General features: G+C 69.9%; 17 protein-coding genes. 11 read left to right on the top strand and 6 right to left on the bottom strand.

Going from position 1 to position 18,229, the window contains the following annotated elements; genetic code table 11:
- Positions 1-26 precede the first annotated feature (26 nt).
- The 3 genes from AMYNI_RS0119835 to AMYNI_RS0119825 all read left to right on the top strand — a co-directional run bounded on the left by AMYNI_RS0119835 (position 27) and on the right by AMYNI_RS0119825 (position 3,710).
- Complete coding sequence (locus AMYNI_RS0119835) at positions 27-821, top strand: DeoR/GlpR family DNA-binding transcription regulator (RefSeq protein WP_020669787.1); 795 nt, start codon at positions 27-29, stop codon at positions 819-821.
- Between the two features lie 169 nt (positions 822-990).
- A complete protein-coding gene (locus AMYNI_RS0119830; RefSeq protein WP_026360677.1) occupies positions 991-2,271 on the top strand; it encodes an MFS transporter in 1,281 nt (426 codons plus the stop codon).
- A complete protein-coding gene (locus AMYNI_RS0119825; RefSeq protein WP_026360676.1) occupies positions 2,268-3,710 on the top strand; it encodes an FGGY-family carbohydrate kinase in 1,443 nt (480 codons plus the stop codon). The genes AMYNI_RS0119830 and AMYNI_RS0119825 overlap by 4 nt, the downstream gene beginning before the upstream one ends.
- A gap of 82 nt (positions 3,711-3,792) precedes the next feature.
- Here AMYNI_RS0119825 and AMYNI_RS44880 read toward each other — a convergent pair whose 3' ends face one another.
- Entirely contained in the window at positions 3,793-4,689 is an 897-nt protein-coding gene (locus tag AMYNI_RS44880) for a coiled-coil domain-containing protein (RefSeq protein WP_040405828.1), read from the bottom strand.
- A gap of 71 nt (positions 4,690-4,760) precedes the next feature.
- Entirely contained in the window at positions 4,761-5,687 is a 927-nt protein-coding gene (locus AMYNI_RS0119815) for a LysR family transcriptional regulator (RefSeq protein WP_245573957.1), read from the bottom strand.
- Between the two features lie 71 nt (positions 5,688-5,758).
- Between AMYNI_RS0119815 and AMYNI_RS0119810 the strand changes: the two genes are divergently transcribed.
- The 4 genes from AMYNI_RS0119810 (at position 5,759) to AMYNI_RS0119795 (ending at position 10,750) form a co-directional block, all read left to right on the top strand.
- The gene (locus AMYNI_RS0119810; protein ID WP_026360675.1) at positions 5,759-6,895 is read left to right on the top strand and encodes a TDT family transporter; all 1,137 of its coding nucleotides are present in this window, start codon (positions 5,759-5,761) and stop codon (positions 6,893-6,895) included.
- A 133-nt stretch (positions 6,896-7,028) separates the two neighbouring features.
- Positions 7,029-8,201 carry a DUF445 domain-containing protein gene (locus tag AMYNI_RS0119805; RefSeq protein WP_051116538.1) on the top strand — a complete coding sequence of 391 codons (1,173 nt, stop codon included), beginning with the start codon at positions 7,029-7,031 and terminating at the stop codon, positions 8,199-8,201.
- Positions 8,202-8,293: 92 nt separating this feature from the next.
- On the top strand, positions 8,294-9,469 hold the full coding sequence (locus tag AMYNI_RS0119800; protein ID WP_051116537.1) for a DUF445 domain-containing protein: 1,176 nt from the start codon (positions 8,294-8,296) through the stop codon (positions 9,467-9,469).
- A gap of 57 nt (positions 9,470-9,526) precedes the next feature.
- Positions 9,527-10,750, top strand: a complete 1,224-nt coding sequence (locus AMYNI_RS0119795) for a DUF445 domain-containing protein (RefSeq protein ID WP_020669779.1) — start codon at positions 9,527-9,529, stop codon at positions 10,748-10,750.
- Here AMYNI_RS0119795 and AMYNI_RS0119790 read toward each other — a convergent pair.
- From AMYNI_RS0119790 to AMYNI_RS0119780, 3 genes are all read right to left on the bottom strand, one after another.
- On the bottom strand, positions 10,726-11,610 hold the full coding sequence (locus tag AMYNI_RS0119790) for a metal ABC transporter permease (RefSeq protein WP_020669778.1): 885 nt from the start codon (positions 11,608-11,610) through the stop codon (positions 10,726-10,728). The genes AMYNI_RS0119795 and AMYNI_RS0119790 overlap by 25 nt on opposite strands.
- Before the next feature lie 61 nt (positions 11,611-11,671).
- Entirely contained in the window at positions 11,672-12,493 is an 822-nt protein-coding gene (locus tag AMYNI_RS0119785) for a metal ABC transporter ATP-binding protein (protein ID WP_020669777.1), read from the bottom strand.
- Complete coding sequence (locus AMYNI_RS0119780) at positions 12,490-13,428, bottom strand: metal ABC transporter solute-binding protein, Zn/Mn family (protein ID WP_020669776.1); 939 nt, start codon at positions 13,426-13,428, stop codon at positions 12,490-12,492. Before AMYNI_RS0119780 ends, AMYNI_RS0119785 begins: the two co-directional genes overlap by 4 nt.
- A 194-nt stretch (positions 13,429-13,622) precedes the next feature.
- Here AMYNI_RS0119780 and AMYNI_RS0119775 point away from each other — a divergent pair, with 194 nt between their 5' ends.
- The 4 genes from AMYNI_RS0119775 (at position 13,623) to AMYNI_RS0119760 (ending at position 17,445) form a co-directional block, all read left to right on the top strand.
- Complete coding sequence (locus AMYNI_RS0119775; RefSeq protein WP_026360673.1) at positions 13,623-14,723, top strand: LacI family DNA-binding transcriptional regulator; 1,101 nt, start codon at positions 13,623-13,625, stop codon at positions 14,721-14,723.
- A gap of 79 nt (positions 14,724-14,802) precedes the next feature.
- The gene (locus AMYNI_RS0119770; RefSeq protein WP_020669774.1) at positions 14,803-15,294 is read left to right on the top strand and encodes a beta-class carbonic anhydrase; all 492 of its coding nucleotides are present in this window, start codon (positions 14,803-14,805) and stop codon (positions 15,292-15,294) included.
- A 24-nt stretch (positions 15,295-15,318) separates the two neighbouring features.
- Positions 15,319-16,194, top strand: coding sequence for an HhH-GPD family protein (locus tag AMYNI_RS0119765; RefSeq protein WP_026360672.1), 876 nt, complete (start codon positions 15,319-15,321; stop codon positions 16,192-16,194).
- Between the two features lie 219 nt (positions 16,195-16,413).
- Positions 16,414-17,445, top strand: coding sequence for a peptidoglycan recognition protein family protein (locus tag AMYNI_RS0119760; protein WP_020669772.1), 1,032 nt, complete (start codon positions 16,414-16,416; stop codon positions 17,443-17,445).
- A gap of 6 nt (positions 17,446-17,451) precedes the next feature.
- Here the strand turns inward: AMYNI_RS0119760 and AMYNI_RS0119755 are convergent, their stop codons facing one another.
- Entirely contained in the window at positions 17,452-18,216 is a 765-nt protein-coding gene (locus AMYNI_RS0119755; protein WP_020669771.1) for an alpha/beta fold hydrolase, read from the bottom strand.
- Positions 18,217-18,229: the final 13 nt, after the last annotated feature.

The raw sequence follows: 18,229 nt of genomic DNA, 5'->3' as shown, positions 1-18,229 counted from the left end.
GGCACGGCATGCGGAATGCTGGACACATGAGCGGTGATACCCCGAGCGGCGGCAGCGCCCGTTCTCGTAACATCCGGCAGCAGCGGATCAGCGACTTCGTGATCAAGCAGGGCCGGGCCTCGATCGCCGACCTGGTCGAACTGTCCGGGGTCAGCCATATGACCGTGCACCGCGACATCGAGGAACTTTCGCGCCGCGGACTGCTGCGCAAGTACCGCGGCGGGGTTTCCGCGCAACCCTCGACGGTGTTCGAAAGCAACGCGGCGTACCGGCTGAACGCGCACGCCGAGGAGAAGGCGGCGATCGCGCGGCAGGCGCTGACGCACGTCGAGCCGGGCATGTCCATCCTGCTCGACGACTCGACCAGCGCGCTGGCGCTGGCCAAGCTGCTGCACGAGGTCACCCCGCTGACCGTGGCGACCAACTACCTGCGCACCATCGAGGCCCTCAAGGGCGTGCACGACCTGCGGCTGATCTGCATCGGCGGGGACTACTCGGCCACCCACGACTCCTTCCTCGGGATGGGCTGCCTGGAGGCGGTCGAACGGCTGACGGTGGACGTCACCTTCGTCTCCACCTCGGCGATGACCGCCGAGATGACGTACCACCAGGAGCCGGAGATCGTGATGGTCAAGCGCGCGATGCTGGCCGGCGCGCAGCACAAGGTGCTGTTGATGGACGCCAGCAAGATGCCCCGCGCCGCACTGCACCGGCTGGCCCCGCTGGACGGCTACGACCGGCTGATCGTGGACGCTCAGGTGCCCGGCCCGCTGGTGGAGGAGCTGCGCAGCCGGATCACGGTCGAGGTGGCCGGGACCTAACCCAAAAAATCTGCGGCTCACATCTTGCGCGTGAAGTTAACACGGCTCATGATAATTCGAGTTTCTCGTCATGGAGGCGCGCATGAGCCAGTCGACAACACCGCCGTTGTCCCAGCCACCGTCCGGCCCGGCGGCACCATCCGGACCGTCCGGCTCGTTCGCCAGGCTGCTGACCAGATGGGGGCTGCCGGCCCCGCTGTTCCTCGGTTATGTGGGCTTGCTGCTGTTCATGATCGGCGACGGGGTGGAGTCCGGCTTCATCGCGCCGTTCATGGCCGACCACGGCGCGGGCGACGACATCAAGGCGTCGTACGTGATCACGGTCTACGGGGTCGCGGTGATGCTGGCGTCCTGGCTTTCCGGTGCGCTGTCCGAACTGTGGGGCCCGCGCCGGGTGATGTTCGTCGGACTCGCCATCTGGCTGGTCTTCGACGTGCTGTTCCTGGCGATCGCGGTGACCGGCGAGAACTACCCGCTGATGATCGTGTTCTACGGTCTGCGCGGGTTCGGCTATCCGATGTTCGCGTTCGGCTTCCTGGTCTGGATCACCGCGGTCGCGCCGATCGCCAGGCTCGGCGCGGCGGTGGGCTGGTTCTACTTCGCCTTCACCGGCGGCCTGCCCACCCTCGGCGCGCTGGTGGCCAGCTTCACCAACCCGATCATGGGGCACTACGGCACCCTCTGGCTGTCCGTCGGCGTGCTCGCCCTCGGCGGCTTGGTCTGCCTGCTCGGCGTGCGTGAACGCACCGGCTACGAGCGGCTCGCGCCACGAGATGTGAAACCGGTGCAGAGCCTGGTGTCCAGTGTGTCCATCGCGTGGAAGAACCCGCGGGTCGGCCTCGGCATGCTGGTGCGCGTGATCAACACCGCGCCGGAGTTCGGCATGCTGGTGTTCTTCCCGACCATCTTCATCAGCCAGATCGGGTTTGGCGAGAGCAAATGGCTGCTGCTGGTGTCGGTCATCTACGGCACCAACATCTTCTTCAACCTGATCTTCGGCGTGCTCAGCGACAAGATCGGCTGGCGGACCACCATCTTCTGGTTCGGCGCGATCGGCTGTGCGATCTCCATTCTGCTGCTGTACTTCGTGCCGCTGGCGATGGGCGCGGAGTACTACTGGCTGGCGCTGATCGTGGGCGCGCTGTACGGCGCCACGCTGGCCGGGTTCGTGCCGATCTCGGCACTGCTGCCCTCGCTGGCCCCGGAGAACAAGGGCGGCGCGATGGCCCTGCTCAACCTCGGCGCGGGGGCGGCCGCCTTCGTCGGGCCGGCCATCGTCAGCCTGTTCCTCGGGCCGGCCGGCGCGGCCGGGGTGGTCATCATCTTCGCCGCGCTGTACCTGGTGGCCGCCGTGCTGGTGCGGTTCCTCAAGCTGCCGGAAAGTACCGAGGAAGCGCTCCGGAACGACGCGAACCTGCAGCAACTGGGAGAGAAGGTCGCCTCTACATGAGCCGAGTGACCATCGGTGTCGACGTCGCCACCGCGGGGGTGCGAGCCCTCGCGGTGGACGGCGCCGCGGTGCTCGCCACCGCCGCGGCACCGCTGCCCGCGCCGGTCCGCTCGCCGGACGGGCACAGCGAGCAGGACGCCGGCGCCTGGTGGCCGGCGGTGGAGTCGGTGCTGCGCCGGGTCACCGCCGAGCTGCCCGGCCGCGGCGCGGAAGTGCGGGCGGTGGCCGTGGCGGCGACCTCCGGCACCATCGTGGCGGTCGGCCCCGCGGGCGAACCGGTGGGGCCGGCACTGATGTACGACGACCGGCGAGGCGCCCCGTACAACGCGAAAGCGGCCGAACTGGCTGCCGGCCGCTGGCGGGCGCTGGGCATGACGGTGTCCCCGACCGCGGCGCTCGGCCGGATCGCCTGGCTGCGCGAAGCCCGGCCGGACGCGACCGGCATCCGGCACACCCCGGACCTGATCTGCGCGCACCTGACCGGCGGCCCGGTCGCCACCGACTCTTCGCACGCGCTGAAAAGCGGCTACGACCCGCTGACCGGGAGCTGGCCGTGGGAGGTGTTCGAGGCCTTCGGCGTGCCGGAAAGCTGGCTGCCGCCGGTGGTCACGCCGGCCACCGTGCTGGGCGAGGTGGCAAGGCCGGTCGCCGGGCTGCCCTCCGGCTGCCTGGTGGTGGCGGGGATGACCGACGGCTGCGCCGGCCAGCTTGCCTCCGGCGCGATGGCGCCTGGCCAGTTCGTCGGCATCCTCGGCACCACCTACGTGCTCAAGGGCGTGACCAGTGAACTGGTGCCGGACCCGAGCGGCGCGATGTACAGCCACCGGCATCCGGACGGCTGGTGGCTACCCGGCGGCGCGTCCAACACCGGCGGCGAGGCGGTGGCCGGCACGCCTGGACTGGTCGCGCTCGATGCCGCCGCGGCCGAGCGCGGCCCGGCCGGGATCGTGACCTACCCGCTGGCCCGCTCCGGCGAGCGGTTCCCGTTCACCAGCCAGGCCGCCACCGGTTTCCTGGACGGCACCCCGGCGGACGAGGTCGAGCTGCACCGCGCCCGCTTGGAAGGGGTCGCGTTCGTGGAACGGCTGGCGCTGGATCACCTGCGCCGGCTCGGGGTCGAGGTGCGCGGCCCGCTGTTCGCCGCGGGCGGCGGCAGCAAGAGTCCACTGTGGACGCAGATTCGGGCGAGCAGCACCGGGCTCGCGCTGCGCTGCTCGCCACACGCGGAAACCGGTTACGGCGCGGCACTTCTGGCCGCGGCCGCACTGCTGCCGGGCGGGCTGACCGAGGCCGGTTCCGCACTGGCCGGAACCGGCACCCTGGTCGAGCCCGACCCCGGTGAGCAGGAGGCGCTGAACGCGTCCTACCGCCGTTTCTGCACCGGCCTGCACGACCGCGACTGGATCGACGAGGAGCTGTTCACCACCGCGATCGGTTAGGCGCGTCCGTACGAGCCCAATGTGACGTTTGGTGTGTTCTATTGGCCAAACGTCACGTTGGGCTCGCTCGGTGAGACGGCGATTAGGCGGGGACGGCTTTCTTCTTCTCGGTGTCGTTCTTCGCCGGGTCGGCCTTCGGCGGGGTTTCTTCGGCGTCCGGCGAAAGGGCCTTGAGCGCCGCCTGCACCGCGCTGTTGGTCGCGGTCAGCCGGTCGGCCACGTTCTGCCGCAGTTCGAGCGCCTGCGTGCGCTCCCGCTCGGCTTCGCTGTGCCGGCTTTCCGCCTCGGCGAGCAGTTTTTCGGACTTCTCCTTGGCGGCCGACAGCTGCTCGGTCGCGGTGCGCTCGGCCTCGGCCTGCTTCGCGGCCCGCGTCTGCTCGGCCTGCTGGTCCGCCGCCTCGCGCCGCTTTGCCGCTTCCGCGTCCAACTTTTCGCGCTCCTGCTGGGCTTCCTTGGCGCGGGTCTCGATTTCGGCGCGCGCCTGCACCAACTGCTGCTCGTGCTCTTCGGCGAGTTTCTTGCGCAGTTCCTGGTATTCGGCTTCGAGCTCCTCGCGCCGCTGGTTCAGCTCGGCGAGGCGCTGGTCGTGTTCCGCCTGCTGCTTCACCGAAAGGCGATCGGCGGCGGCCCTGGTGTTGGCCGCGTCTTCCTCGGCCTTGGCGCGCAGGTCGGCGATTTCTTCCTCGGCGAGACCGAGCATGGTGCGCACACGCTCGGTGATCGCGGTGGCACCGGCCGGATCGGTGGCGATTCTGGCCAGGCTCGCTTTGGCCTCGGTCAGCTCCTGCTGGGAGTAGCTCAGTGCCTTGGACAGGTCCGAGACCGCCGAGGTGGCCTCGTCGCGAGCCTGGGTCGCGTCCTTGAGTTCGCTGGACAAGCGGGTAAGACGCTCGTCGACCTGGTTTCGGTTGTAGCCACTGAGAGCGGTGGCGAAGGGGCGGGTTTCGGGGGCCGGGGCGGAGGGGTCGGCAGCAACCATCGCGCCACTCTAGTTAGTCGCGGTGTTCTCCCTGGTACCGCCAAACGGCTGTATCGCGCTGTAACAGCTACTCAGACCGAGCCGCTACGCAGCGCGATCGCCAGCAGATCGCGCGCCGGACCGCGCGGAGTCTGCGCGGTGGGCCAGATCGCGCGCAGCCGCCGGGTGAGATCGAGGTCCGGCACCACCAGCCGGACCAGGGTGCCGGCGGCGAGTTCCGGCACCACCGCGTACGCGCTGAGCACCGCGGGCCCGATGCCCTCCACCACGGCCGCCTTGATCGCCGTGGTCGAGGACAGCTCGAGCAGCGGGGCGGCGAGCTCTACTGGGACCGACTCGGTGTACGCGCGGATCGCCCGTTCCAGCGCCTGCCGGGTACCCGATCCCGGCTCCCGGCTGATCAGCGCGGTACCGGCCAGCTCGGCGACCCTCGGCTTGCGGCGACGGACGGCCCACGGATGCGAAGGCGCGACGACCAGCGCCAGTTCGTCCCGCGCCACTTCGCGGGCCTGCAAACCTTCCGGCAGGCCGGGACCCTCGACGAAGCCCAGATCGGCCTGACCGGCCAGCACCTGCGCGGCCACCTCGGTGGAGTTGCCGGAGGTCAGCGAGGTCACCGTGGCCGGGTCGACGGTGCGCAGCGCGACCAGCCATTTCGGCAGCAGGTACTCCGCGACGGTGAGACTCGCGGAGACCCTCAGGTGACCGCGCCGGTCGGCGCGCAGGGCGTCGATACCGGCCTCCAGGTCGATCGCCGCGTCCAGCACGGGCCGCGCCCAGCCGGCCACCAGCTTGCCGGCCGCGGTCAGCCGGGCACCGCGAGCGGAACGTTCCAGCAGCGGCGTGCCGACCAGGTTCTCCAACTGGCGGATCCGCGCGCTCGCGGCGGGCTGGGACACCCCGTGCGCTCGCGCCGCCCGGCCGATGCTGCCGAGTTCGGCCACGCTGAGCAGCAGGTCGAACAGGGCGAGGTCGGTCATTCGCGGCGGCAAGGGCATAAGCACAGCTTATGCATCCATCAGCCATCGGAGTCTACTCGGCGGGACCGTCGCAGGGCAGTTTGGTGATCATGACCAGTACCCTCGCGCCCGATCGGCCGGCGTCGGACGAGCACCGGCCGGGCCCGCTGAGCGCGCTCGACCATCCCGCACAGCTGTTCGCCAACCTCGGTCCCAACTGGTTCGCCTCGATCATGGGCACCGGCATCGTGGCGAACGCGGCGGCGAGCCTGCCCGCGCAGTTCCCCGGCCTGCGAACCGCCGCGACCGTGGTCTGGGCCGCCGCCGCGCTGCTGCTGGTCGCGTTGAGCGCGGCGTGGGCGGTGCACTGGGCGCGCCACCGGCCGACCGCCCGCGGCCACGCGCACAACCCGGTGATGGCCCAGTTCTGGGGCGCGCCGCCGATGGCGCTGATGACCGTGGGCGCCGGCACGCTGCTGCTGGGCAAGGACTGGATCGGGCTCGGCCCGGCGCTGGCGGTGGACTGGGTGCTGTGGACCGCGGGCACCGCGCTCGGCCTGCTGACCGCGGTCTGGATCCCGTTCCGGATGATGACCACGCACGAGCTCAAGGGCGAGAACGTGTTCGCCGGCTGGCTGATGCCGGTGGTGCCGCCGATGGTCTCCGCGGCGAACGGCGCCCTGCTCATCCCGCACCTGCCGCCGGGGCAGGCCCAGCTCGGCCTGCTGCTGGCCTGTTACGCGATGTTCGGCCTGAGCCTGTTCGCCACCCTGTTCCTGGTGCCGCAGATCTGGCAGCGGCTGGTGCTGCACAAGACCGGCCCGGCCGCGACCGTGCCGACGGTGTGGATCGTGCTCGGCCCGCTCGGCCAGTCGATCACCGCGGCCAACCTGCTCAGCGGCGACGCCGCCGCGGCGCTGCCCGAGCCGTACCGGGCCGCGGCCGCCGCCTTCGGCCTCTTCTACGGCGTGCCGGCCTGGGGGTTCGCCATGCTGTGGCTGGTGCTCGCCGCGGCACTGACCCTGCGCACCGCGCGGCGCGGGCTGCCGTTCGCGCTGACCTGGTGGAGCTTCACCTTCCCGGTCGGCACCGTGGTCACCGGGACCAGCGCACTGGCCGCGAAGGTGCACTCCGGGCTGTTCGGCTTCCTGGCCGTGCTGCTCTACCTGCTGCTCGTCACCGCATGGCTGATCGTGGCCGCCCGCACCGCGCGCGGCTCGTACCACGGCACTCTCTTCCGGCCCTGACTCCCGAAGAGCTAACGTGCGCGGCGGTAAGTGAGGCAGTATTGACGCGGCGCTAGCAAGGGGTGCGGCGGAGGGGGGCGGCGTGCGGGCCATTCTCGACGACATCGCCGAGCACTGGCACGTGTACGCCACGATGCCGTTCATCGCCGCGTTGATCGGCTACATCACCAAGCGGGTGGCCATCGAGATGATGTTCCGGCCGCTCGAGTTCGTCGGCATCAAGCCGTTCCTCGGCTGGCAGGGCGTGATCCCGGCGAACGCGCGGCGGATGGCCACCACCGCGGTCGAGCTGCTCACCCAGCACCTGGTGGATCCGCGCGAGATCTTCGCCAGGATCGACCCGGACCGGATGGTGGCCGAGCTGGAGCAGCCGCTGCTGCACGCGGTCGAGGACGTCACCCGCGAGGTGATGGAACAGCACCAGCCCAGGCTGTGGGAGATGCTGCCGGCGCAGGCGCAGCGGATGCTGATCCGGCAGGTCCGCGCGCAGGCGCCGAAGGTGGTGTCCAAGCTGCTGCGCGAGGTCTCGGCCAACATCGACGAGGTCCTCGACGTCAACGACATGCTGATCACGAACATGGTCCGCGACAAGGCGCTCTCCGTCCGGCTGATCAAGGAGGTCGCCCAGCCGGAGCTGAGGTTCATCGCCCGTTCGGGGATCTACTTCGGCTTCGTGATCGGGCTGGTCCAGTTCGTCGCGTGGGCGCTGACCAAGGAACCGCTGATCATGCCGATCTTCGGTTTCGTCACCGGCTTCGTGACCGACTGGCTGGCGCTGAAGATGATCTTCTATCCGCGCGAGCGGCGGCACTTCCTGTTCTTCAGCTGGCAGGGCATGTTCCAGAAACGCCGCCAGCAGGTGGCCGCGGACTACGGCAAGCTGATCGCGGACGAGGTGCTGACCGTGCGCAACGTGCTGGAGGCGGTGCTCAACGGCCCGAAGTCGGATCGGCTGTTCGCGCTCATCCAGCGCGAGGTGCAGCGGACCATCGACCAGCAGGCCAGCATCGCCAAGCCGCTGGTCGCGCTCACCGTCGGCGGACGGCAGTACCAGGAGATGAAGCGGGCGGCCTCGGCGAAGGCGATCGAGCACCTGCCCGAAGCGCTGCGGTACGCCGAGGACTACGCCACCGGCGCGCTGGACGTCCGCAACACGATCGTGGACAAGATGCGGCAGCTCACCCCGGTGGAGTTCGAGGGCATCCTGCGCCCCGCCTTCAAGCAGGACGAATGGAAGCTGATCGCGGTCGGCGCGGTGATCGGCGGACTCGTCGGTGAGCTGCAGGTACTGCTCCTGCTGCACTGAAGCCTGGACTACGGTTTCTCCACGGGGATCTCGCGGGGAGGGGGACCGGAGTCGTGGACGACCTGGCGCAGAACTGGCAGATCTACGTGACCATGCCGTTCATCGCCGCCCTGATCGGCTACGTCACCAAGCGCGTCGCCATCGAGATGATGTTCAAACCGGTCGAGTTCGTCGGCATCAGGCCGTTCCTCGGCTGGCAGGGGGTGCTGCCGGCGAACGCGGAACGGATGGCGCGCATCGCCACCACGACGCTGACCCGGAACCTGGTCGACCCCAAGGAGATCTTCGCCAGGCTCGACCCGGACCAGCTGGCAAAGGAGATCGAAGAGCCGCTGCTGCGCGTGGTCGAGGACGTCACCCGCGAGGTGATGGAGCAGTACCAGCCGCGGCTGTGGGAAACGCTGCCGAACGGCGCGCAGCGAATGCTGCTCCGGCGGGTGCAGGCGGACGCACCGCGCACCATCGCGAAGATCCTGCGCGAGATCTCCCACGACGTCGAGCAGGTACTCGACCTCGAGCACATGGTGGTCACCAACCTGGTGCGCGACAAGGCATTGCTGAACCGGCTGATCCGGGACATCTCGCGACCGGAGATGCGGTTCATCGCCCGTTCCGGGATCGTGTTCGGCTTCATCCTCGGCTGCGTGCAGCTGCTGGTGTGGGCGCTGACCAAGTCTCCGGTGGTGCTGCCGCTGTTCGGCATCCTGATCGGCTGGTTCACCGACTGGCTGGCGCTGAAGATGATCTTCCTGCCGCGCCTGCCTCGACGGTTCTTCGGCGTGTTCACCTGGCAGGGCGTGTTCCAGAAGCGGCGGCAGCAGGTGGCCGAGGACTACGGCGAGGTGATCGCGCGGGAGATCATCACCATTCCGAACCTGCTCGAGGCGGTGCTGCGCGGGCCGAAGTCGGACCGGCTGTTCGAGGTGATCGCCCGCGAGGTGCGGCGGACCATCGACCAGCAGGCCAGCGTGGTGAAGCCGTTCGTGGCGATGGCGGTCGGCTCGCGGAAGTTCCAGGAGATGAAGCAGACCGCCGCGGCGATCGCGTCGGTGCGCGTGCCGGAGACCATCCGGCACGCGGAGAACTACGCCATCAACGCCTTCGACGTGCGCAACACGATCGTCGACCGGATGAGCCGGCTCGGCCCGCTGGAGTTCGAAGGCCTGCTGCGGCCCGCCTTCCGGCAGGACGAGTGGAAGCTGATCGCGGTGGGCGCGGTGATCGGCGGACTGGTCGGTGAACTGCAGGTACTCCTGCTGCTGCACTGACCGGCCGGGCGGTACGGTTCCGCTCACGAACTCGGCGAGCCGGCGGGAGGGTTGCGAGTGGACGCCGTTCTGGACGACCTCGCCCAGCACTGGCCGCTGTACACCGCGATCCCGTTCATCGCCGCGCTGATCGGTTACGTGACCAAGCGCGTCGCCATCGAGATGATGTTCAAACCGCTCGATTTCGTCGGCGTCCGGCCGTTCTTCGGCTGGCAGGGCGTGGTGCCCCGGCACGGCGGGCGGATGGCCGCGGTCGCCACCGACCTGCTCACCACGAACCTGCTCGACCTCAAGGAGGTCTTCGCCAGGATCGACCCGGACCGGGTGGCCCGCGAGGTGGAGCAGCCGCTGCTGCGCGCGGTGGACGGGATCGCCAGGGACGTGCTGGCCGAATACCACCCGCGGATGTGGGAGCTGCTGCCCGCGATGGCGCAGGAGCTGATCATCAAGCAGGTGCAGGCCAGCTCACCGCGGATGGTCGGCGACCTGATGCGCGAGATCAGGGACAACCTGGACGAGGTGCTCGACGTCAAGCAGATGACCGTGCGGCTGCTGACCGAGAACAGGGCGCTGATGGTCCGGCTGGTCCGGGAGACCTCGCGGCCGGAGATGGCGTTCATCGCCCGCACCGGGATCTACTTCGGCTTCGTGCTCGGTGTGGTGCAGGCGTTCGTCTGGGCGCTCACCAAGCAGCCGTGGGTGCTGCCCGTTTTCGGCGGCTGCATCGGGCTGTTCACCGACTGGCTGGCCATCAAGCTGATCTTCGTGCCGCGCGAGCCGGTCCGGCTGGGCCGGTTCACCCTGCAGGGCAAGTTCCAGCGCCGCCGGGCCGAGGTGGCGAAGCAGTACGGCGAGATCATCGCGCGCGAGGTGCTGACCACGAAGAACCTGATGGACTCGATCCTGCGCGGGCCGCGGTCGGACCGGCTGCTCGCGATGGTCCAGCGGGTGGTCGCGAAGGCGGTGGACGAGCAGACCAGTGCGGCCAAGCCGGTGGTCGCACTGACCATCGGCGGGGAGCGGCTGCGGGAGATCAAGCAGGCCGCCGCGACCGAAGCCGTCCGGCGGCTGCCGGAGACGATCCGGCAGGCGGACGGCTACCTGACCGAGGCGATGGACGTGGCCGGCATGGTCCGGGAGCGGATGCGGGAGCTGACCCCGCTGCAGTACGAAAACCTGCTGCGGCCCGCTTTCCGGCAGGACGAGTGGAAGCTGATCGCGGTCGGCGGACTGATCGGTTTCCTGGTCGGCGAGCTTCAGGTGCTGCTCATGCTTGGCTGACCGGCCGGCGCCTTTTCGGCGGCCCCGCGGGCCCGGTCGCGGCGGTAGGAGATCAGCCGGCAGACCAGGTAGATCAGGAACGAGATCGCGGTGACGAACGCGCTGGGCGGCGCGCTCGGCGCCAGCGACAGCACGATCCCGCCGAGCGCGGCGACCTCGGCGAAGACCACCGCGAGCACGGTTGCCCGCACCGGGCTGGCGGTGATCCTGGCCGCCGCCGCGGCCGGGGTGACCATCAGCGCCATCACCAGCAACGCACCGACGATCTGCACGCCGAGCGCGGTGGCGATGCCGACCAGCACGGCGAACAGCGGGGTGAGCACCCGCACCGGGACGCCCCTCGCCACCGCGACCCCGGGGTCCACGCTGGCGAACAGCAGCGGCCGGTAGATCAGCGCGAGCACCGCGATCACGAGCACCGCGGAGACCACCAGCAGGGTGAGGTCGGCGGGCTCGATGGCCACCAGCTGGCCGATCAGGATGCCGAACTTGCTCGAAGCGCGGCCGGGGTAGAACCACAGCAGCAGCACACCGAGGCCGAGCCCGAAGGACAGGATCGCGCCGATCACCGAGTCGCGGTCGGACTCGCGGCCGCCGAGCAGGCCGAGCAGCAGCGCGGCCAGCACGGCACCGGCCAGCGCGCCGTAGCCGATGCCGACGCCGAGCAGCAGCGCCCCGGCCGCGCCGGTGAAGGCCAGTTCGGAGGTGCCGTGCACGGCGAAGGACATCCGGCGGGTCACGATCAGCGGGCCGAGCAGGCCGGCGACCAGCGCGACCACGGCCGCGGCGATCAGCGCTATCTGCACGAAGTCCACCGCGAGGTACTTCGCGGTCAGATCGAAGTCGAAGAACTTGTCCATCCCCGGGCCTAACCCACCATTCCCCACGGGCAAATAGCCGGCTTTTTGCCCTTCGCGCCACTCACGAGACGCGCTCGCCGATGTGGTGCGGCTCGTCCTCGCACAAGGCGCTCTGCGCACCGGCGACGTGGATCTGCCCGCCGACGCGGACCACCTCGATCTTCGTGCGGTACAGCTCGGACAGGGTCTCCGAGTTCATCACCTCGGCCGGTGCGCCGATCCGGAACTCGCCGTTCACCAGGTACAGCACCCTGTCCACATAGGACAGAATCGGGTTGAGCTCGTGCGTGACGAACAGCACCGCGGTGTCCGCGGCCCGGCGCCTTTCGTCGATCAGATCGCTGACCGCGCGCTGGTGCGCCAGGTCGAGCGAGAGCAGCGGCTCGTCGCAGAGCAGCACATCCGGTTCGCCGATCAGCGCCTGCGCCACCCGCAGCCGCTGCTGCTCGCCGCCGGAAAGCCTGCCGAGTGGCGCCTTCGCGTAGGACTCGGCGCCGACCGACGCGATCGCGGCGGCCACCCGGCGCCGCCGCTCCGCCATCCCGCGCAGCCCGGTACCCCAGCGGTGCCCGTCCAGACCGAGGCCGACCAGGTCGGTGCCGCGCAGGGTGACCGCCTCCTGCATGGCCCGCTGCTGCGGGATGTAGCCGACCTTCTGGTTACCGGCGCCCGGCGGCCTGCCGGCCAGCCGGACCGAGCCGGCGGAGAGCTGCTGCAGCCCGAGCAGCACCTTGAGCAGGCTGGTCTTGCCGGAGCCGTTCGGGCCGAGCACGGCGAGGAACTCGCCGGGCCGGACGTCGAGGTCCAGCCCGGACCACAGGGTCCTGACGCCGAACGCGAGGCCGGCCCCGCGGATTTCGACGGCGGGCGCTTGCTTCGTCAAGAGCCCAATGCTCCGGCCAAGGCGTCCACTTCCTTGCTCATCCAGGCAATGTAGTCGGTCACACCGGCCGGCAGCGTCTCGGTCACGTCCACCACCGGCAGCCCGACATTCTTAGCCTTGGCGATGACCTGGTCGGTGACCGGGGTGGTGGTCTGCGCGTTGTTCACCACGGCCTTGACCTGCTTGCCGTCCACCAGCTGGTGCACCTGGTCCAGCGCGCCGGCCGGCACGTCGGTCTCCTCCTCGATCGCCTCGGAGAACTCCGGCGGCGTCGCGTCCTCGACCTTCGCGGTCTCCAGCAGGTAGTGCGCGACCGGCTCGGTGGCGATCACCTTCGCGCCCGGCTGTTTGGCGCCCGCCTGCTCGGTCTTGGCGCGCAACTCGGCCACCTTGGCCTTGAACGCGCCGGCGTTCGAGTCGAAGGCCGCCTTGGCGTCCGGCTGCAGCTCGCCGAGCTGGGCGGCGACCTGGTCGGCGACCTTGTCCACGGTGGCGAAGTCGTACCAGACGTGCTCGTTCACCTCGCTGTGGCCGTGCTCCGCCTCGGCCTCGCCCGCGTCGGTGTGGCCTTCGCCCGCCTTGCCCGAAATGTCGAACGCGACCAGCTTGCGCACACCTGGCGCCTGGTCGGAGAGCTTGGTGAAGAAGGTGTCGTAACCGCCGCCGTTGTACAGCGCGAGCTTGGCGTCCTGCACGGCCACCGCGTCCGCGGGCGTGGTCTCGTAGGAGTGCGGATCGCCGGACGGGTCGTTGATGATCGAGGTGAGGGCCACCTTGTCCCCGCCGACCGCGCTGAGCACGCTGCCCCACACATTGGTGGAGGCGACCACCTTGATCTTGCCGTCGGCCGGCTGGCCGGCACTGCCGCCCTCACCGCCGCAGGCGGTGGCGACCAAGGCGATCGCGGTGCAGATCGCGGCGGTTCGGAAACTCATATATCACTCCTGGGGGTGATCAGGACACGGAGCGTGCTGCTAATGGAAACCGTTTTCGAATTCACTTTACCCCATCCGTGGAAGCCCGCACAGCCACGGTTACCAGCGGTTGAACGGCGGATGGCGACGCGCCGGATACGGCAGTCGTGGGGTGTTGCTTCTGCATTGCCATCTGAACCGTTACGGTTTCCCCCATGGGTCGTCCTTTGCGCGCGCGGCGACAGGCGACACTGGCGTCGCTGGCCGCTGAGCTGGGCGTGTCCAGGACCACGGTGTCCAATGCCTACAACCGCCCTGATCAACTCTCCCCCGAGCTACGCCGCCGGGTACTGGAGACCGCCCGCCGCCTCGGCTACCCGGGTCCCGACCCGGTGGCGAGATCACTGCGGACCCGCAAGGCGGGCGCGGTCGGGCTGCTGCTGACCGAGAACCTCTCCTACGCCTTTCGCGACCCGGCCGCGGTCGGAGTGCTGGAGGGGCTCGCGCTCGCCTGCGAGGACGCCGGGGTCGGGCTGCACCTGGTGCCCGCCAGTCCCGGCCGCGAGGACGTAGCCGCGGTGCACCGGGCCGGGGTGGACGGGTTCGTGGTCTATTCGGTGCCCGACGACGACCCGCATCTGGCCGCGGTGCTCCAGCGGCCGGTGCCGACGGTGATCATCGACCAACCGCAGGTGGAGGGCGTGGACCGGGTCGGCCCGGACGACGCCGCCGCGATCACCGGCCTCGCCGAGCACCTGGTCGGCCTCGGCCACCGCCAGGTCGGCGTGCTGTGCATGCGGCTGGCCAGGGAGCGCAACGACGACTTCGTGCTGCTCGACCGCCAGCGGGACGCGCACTTCCACGTGCAGCGGACCAGGCTGGCCGCGCTGGCCACCGCCTTCGAAGCGGCCGGGGTGGACTGGAGCACGGTGCCGGTGGTGGAGCGGTTCGACCACACCGTGGACGACGGCGCCTCCGCGGCGCGTCAGCTGCTGGACGCGCATCCGCAGGTCACCGCGCTGATCTGCACCTCGGACATCCTCGCGCTCGGCGCGCTGGCCGAAGCCAGCCGGCGCGGGCTGCGGGTACCGGCCGATCTGACGGTGACCGGTTTCGACGGGATCGCCGAAGCCGAGCGCGCCGGGCTGACCACCGTGCACCAGCCGGTGCTGGAGAAGGGCAAGGCCGCCGGAAAACTGCTGCTCGCGTCCGCGGAACGGGTCGCCCCGAAGGTGATCACGCTGAAGACCGAGCTGCGAGTGGGACACACCTCGGCGCCGCCGCGGACCATGGAGGAACGCTGGTTCGGCCCGTGACCTTGCTCTAAAACAGCATTGCCTCCAGGGCGGGACACGGTTGAATAGCCGGAACGATCAAACGACGCCGGAGGGGTCCATGACCGCGATCGACGTTCTGCTCAAGCGCAACCAGGAACTGGGCAACGTGGTGCCGGGCGACCGGCGCTCGCCACAGCCTTCCTTGCAAGTGGCGATCCTGACCTGCATGGACGCCAGGGTCAGGGTGTTCGAGATCTTCGGGCTGATCCAGGGCGAGTCGCACGTGCTGCGCAACGCCGGCGGGGTGGTCACCGACGACATGATCCGCTCGCTCGCGCTCAGCCAGCGCAAGCTGGGCACCCGCGAGGTGCTGATCGTGCAGCACACCAACTGCGGCCTGTCGCTGGTCACCGAGGACGACTTCAAGGACGAGCTGGAGCGGGCCACCGGGCTGCGGCCGACCTGGTCGGTGGAGGCGTTCCGCGAGGTGGAGGACAGCGTCCGCCGCTCGATGCGACGGGTCCGCCGCAGCGACTTCCTGCCGCACACCGACCAGGTGCGCGGGTTCGTCTACGACGTGCACACCGGTGAGCTGACCGAGGTCGAGTGAGCGGCGCCTGCTTGAATGGGCCCGATGTCCATCGACGCCGAGATCCTGATCGACTGGTTCGACACGCACGGGCGTGACCTGCCGTGGCGGTCCCCGGACTGCACCGCGTGGGGCGTGCTGGTCAGCGAGATCATGCTGCAGCAGACGCCGGTGGCCAGGGTGCTGCCGATCTGGCAGGAGTGGATGGCGCGCTGGCCGCTGCCATCGGCGATGGCCGCCGCCTCGCACGCCGAGGTGCTGCGCGCCTGGGGCAAGCTCGGCTACCCGCGCCGGGCGCTGCGGCTGCACGCCGCGGCCACCGCCGTCGCGGCCGAGCACGGGGACGTTGTTCCGTCCGATGTGGACACTCTGCTGGCGCTACCCGGCATCGGCGCCTACACCGCCCGCGCGGTCACCGCCTTCGCCTACGGCCGCCGGGCGCCGGTGGTGGACACCAACGTGCGGCGGGTGGTGGCGCGCGCGGTGCACGGGGCCGGGGACGCCGGGCCGCCGTCGAACACCAGGGACATGGCCGACGTCGAGTCGCTGCTGCCGCGCGAAGACGCGCCCGCGGCCCGGTTCTCGGCCGCGCTGATGGAACTCGGCGCGCTGGTCTGCACCGCGCGTTCGCCGCGCTGCGCGGACTGCCCGGTCTACGCCGACTGCGCCTGGCAGCGGGCCGGGCGGCCGGCCTACGCCGGGCCGGCCAAGCAGGTGCAGAAGTTCGCCGGCACCGACCGGCAGGTGCGCGGGCTGCTGCTGGACGTGCTGCGCGGCGCCGAGCGCCCGGTGCCCAAGACGCGGCTCGACCTGGTCTGGCCGGAGCCGGGCCAGCGCGACCGCTGCCTCGACTCGCTGCTGGTGGACGGGCTGGCCGAGCAGACCCCGGACGGGCTGTTCGCCTTGCCAGGAGAGCATTAAGTCTTAAGCGACCGAATGGCGTAATCGCTCTACTCTGAGTGCGAATGGGTACCGACCAACAATACACATTAGAAGTTGGTTAGCTGTTGTCTGAGGGACGCCCAGAGGTTAGCGTCACGCTTGCGAAACCCTGCGAGCAAACGTGCGCATAACCGAATAAGGCCGATCTGGGCGGACGCAAACCCCTGCCGTGTCCGTCCCTTGTCGAGGGAGATCGAAATGGCCAATGACTTCGACCGTCGTGCCCTGCTCAGGGGCGGGCTGACCGTGACCGCGGTCGGCGCGCTGGGGGTGGTCGGCGCCAGAACGGCGGGCGCGGCGGTACCGGCCGGCGCGGTGGCCGAACCGGAGATCTACGGCACTTCGGAGTGGAAGGCCAGGCCGCCGGCGGGCGCGATCACCGTGGAGAACCACAAACCGACCTATATCGTCGTGCACCACACGGTCGAACCCGGTAATACCGACGACTACAGCAAGGAACATGCCTTCGAGGCGTCCAGGGGGATCCAGAACTTCCACATGGACACCCGCGGCTGGATCGACACCGGCCAGCAGTTCACCAACAGCCGCGGCGGCTACATCACCGAGGGCAGGCACCGCAGCCTGGAGATCCTGCGCGGCGGCACCCAGCACGTGCAGGGCGCGAACGTGGGCAACCACAACAGCGAGGTCATCGGCATCGAGAACGAGGGCCTCTACAGCACCGTGGATGTGCCGCAGAAGCTGTGGGACTCGCTGGTCGACCTGGTCTCCTACATCGCGAGCCAGTACGGCATCACGCCCGAGTACATCAAGGGGCACCGGGACTTCAACTCCACGGAGTGCCCTGGCCAGGTGCTCTACGACCGGCTGCCGGAGCTGCGCACCGCGGTCGGCGGCAGGCTCGGCATGCCGGTCCGGCAGCTGCCGGAGTGGCCGTTGCTCAAGCCGGGCGACAGCGGGCAGAAGGTACTGGTGGCCCAGCATCTGCTGCGCGCACAGGGCGCGCGCGGGGTGCCCGCGGACGGCGTCTTCGGTAAGTCCACTGTGGACGCCGTTGCGGCGCTCGCGGCGGCGAAGGGCGTTACCCCGCACCAGTGCTACGCCACCGCGCGCACCGACGAAACCGGCTTCCTCGGCGCGGACATCTGGCCGCTGATCACCCCTTCGGTCGCACCGGGCGTCGGCAGCGAAGCGGCCCGCGCCGCCGCCGCGCTCGGCGCCAGGAGCACCCTGACCAACCAGTCCTGGAAGGAACTGCTCGCCTACTGAGCCGGGTCAGCGACCGAGCACGTCGGAAAGGAAGGCTTCGACGGCACCGCGGTATTCCTGTGCCGCGGTGCGGTGCACGACGTGCCCGGCGCCCTCGGCGAGGAAATGGCGGCCGTCCGCGGCCCTGGCCGCCATTTCCCGCTGCTGGCCGGCCGGCATCGCGGTGTGCTCGGCCTCGATCGACAGCAGCGGGCAGCGCACGTCGTCCACAAAGGACCAGTACTCGCGACGTCCCCATTCCGCCGCGATTTCGTAAAGGTTCTCCAGCTCGGCGATCAGGTGATAGCCGTCCGCCCGTTCTTCCACGCATTCGATGAAGTAGTCGCCGGCATCCCCGAAGAACTCCTTGACCTGCGCCAGCGCGGCGAACGGGACGGGCCACGACTCGAAGTAGGAGCGCCAGGTGTCCACCGTCCGTCCGCGCTGGTCCGGCGAGAAGTCCTCGACCACCACCGCCCGCACCAGCTCCGGGCTGGTCGCCGCCAGGCCGAGCGCGTGCAGCCCGCCCATCGAGTGGCCGAGAAGCACCGCCGGGCCGGCGTCCAGCGAGCGCACCAGCCCGGCCGCGTCCTCGACGAACCGCTCGGTGGACCACGGCCCGCCGGCGGGCCCGCGCCCGTGCCCGCGCGCGTCCAAGCCGATGACATGCCCGTACGAGCGGAGCCACCTGGCCACCGGCCACCAGGTCCTGGCCCTGCCCATCAGTCCGTGCAGCAGCACTATCGGCTGGCCGGCGCCGCCGAAGTCCACGACACCCTTACCTTCGGCCACTTAAGCTCCTTTC

The organism is Amycolatopsis nigrescens CSC17Ta-90, assembly GCF_000384315.1.
Taxonomy (GTDB): domain Bacteria; phylum Actinomycetota; class Actinomycetes; order Mycobacteriales; family Pseudonocardiaceae; genus Amycolatopsis; species Amycolatopsis nigrescens.
Note: the sequence above shows the minus strand (reverse complement) of the source record. Positions and strands in the feature narration are given on the sequence as shown.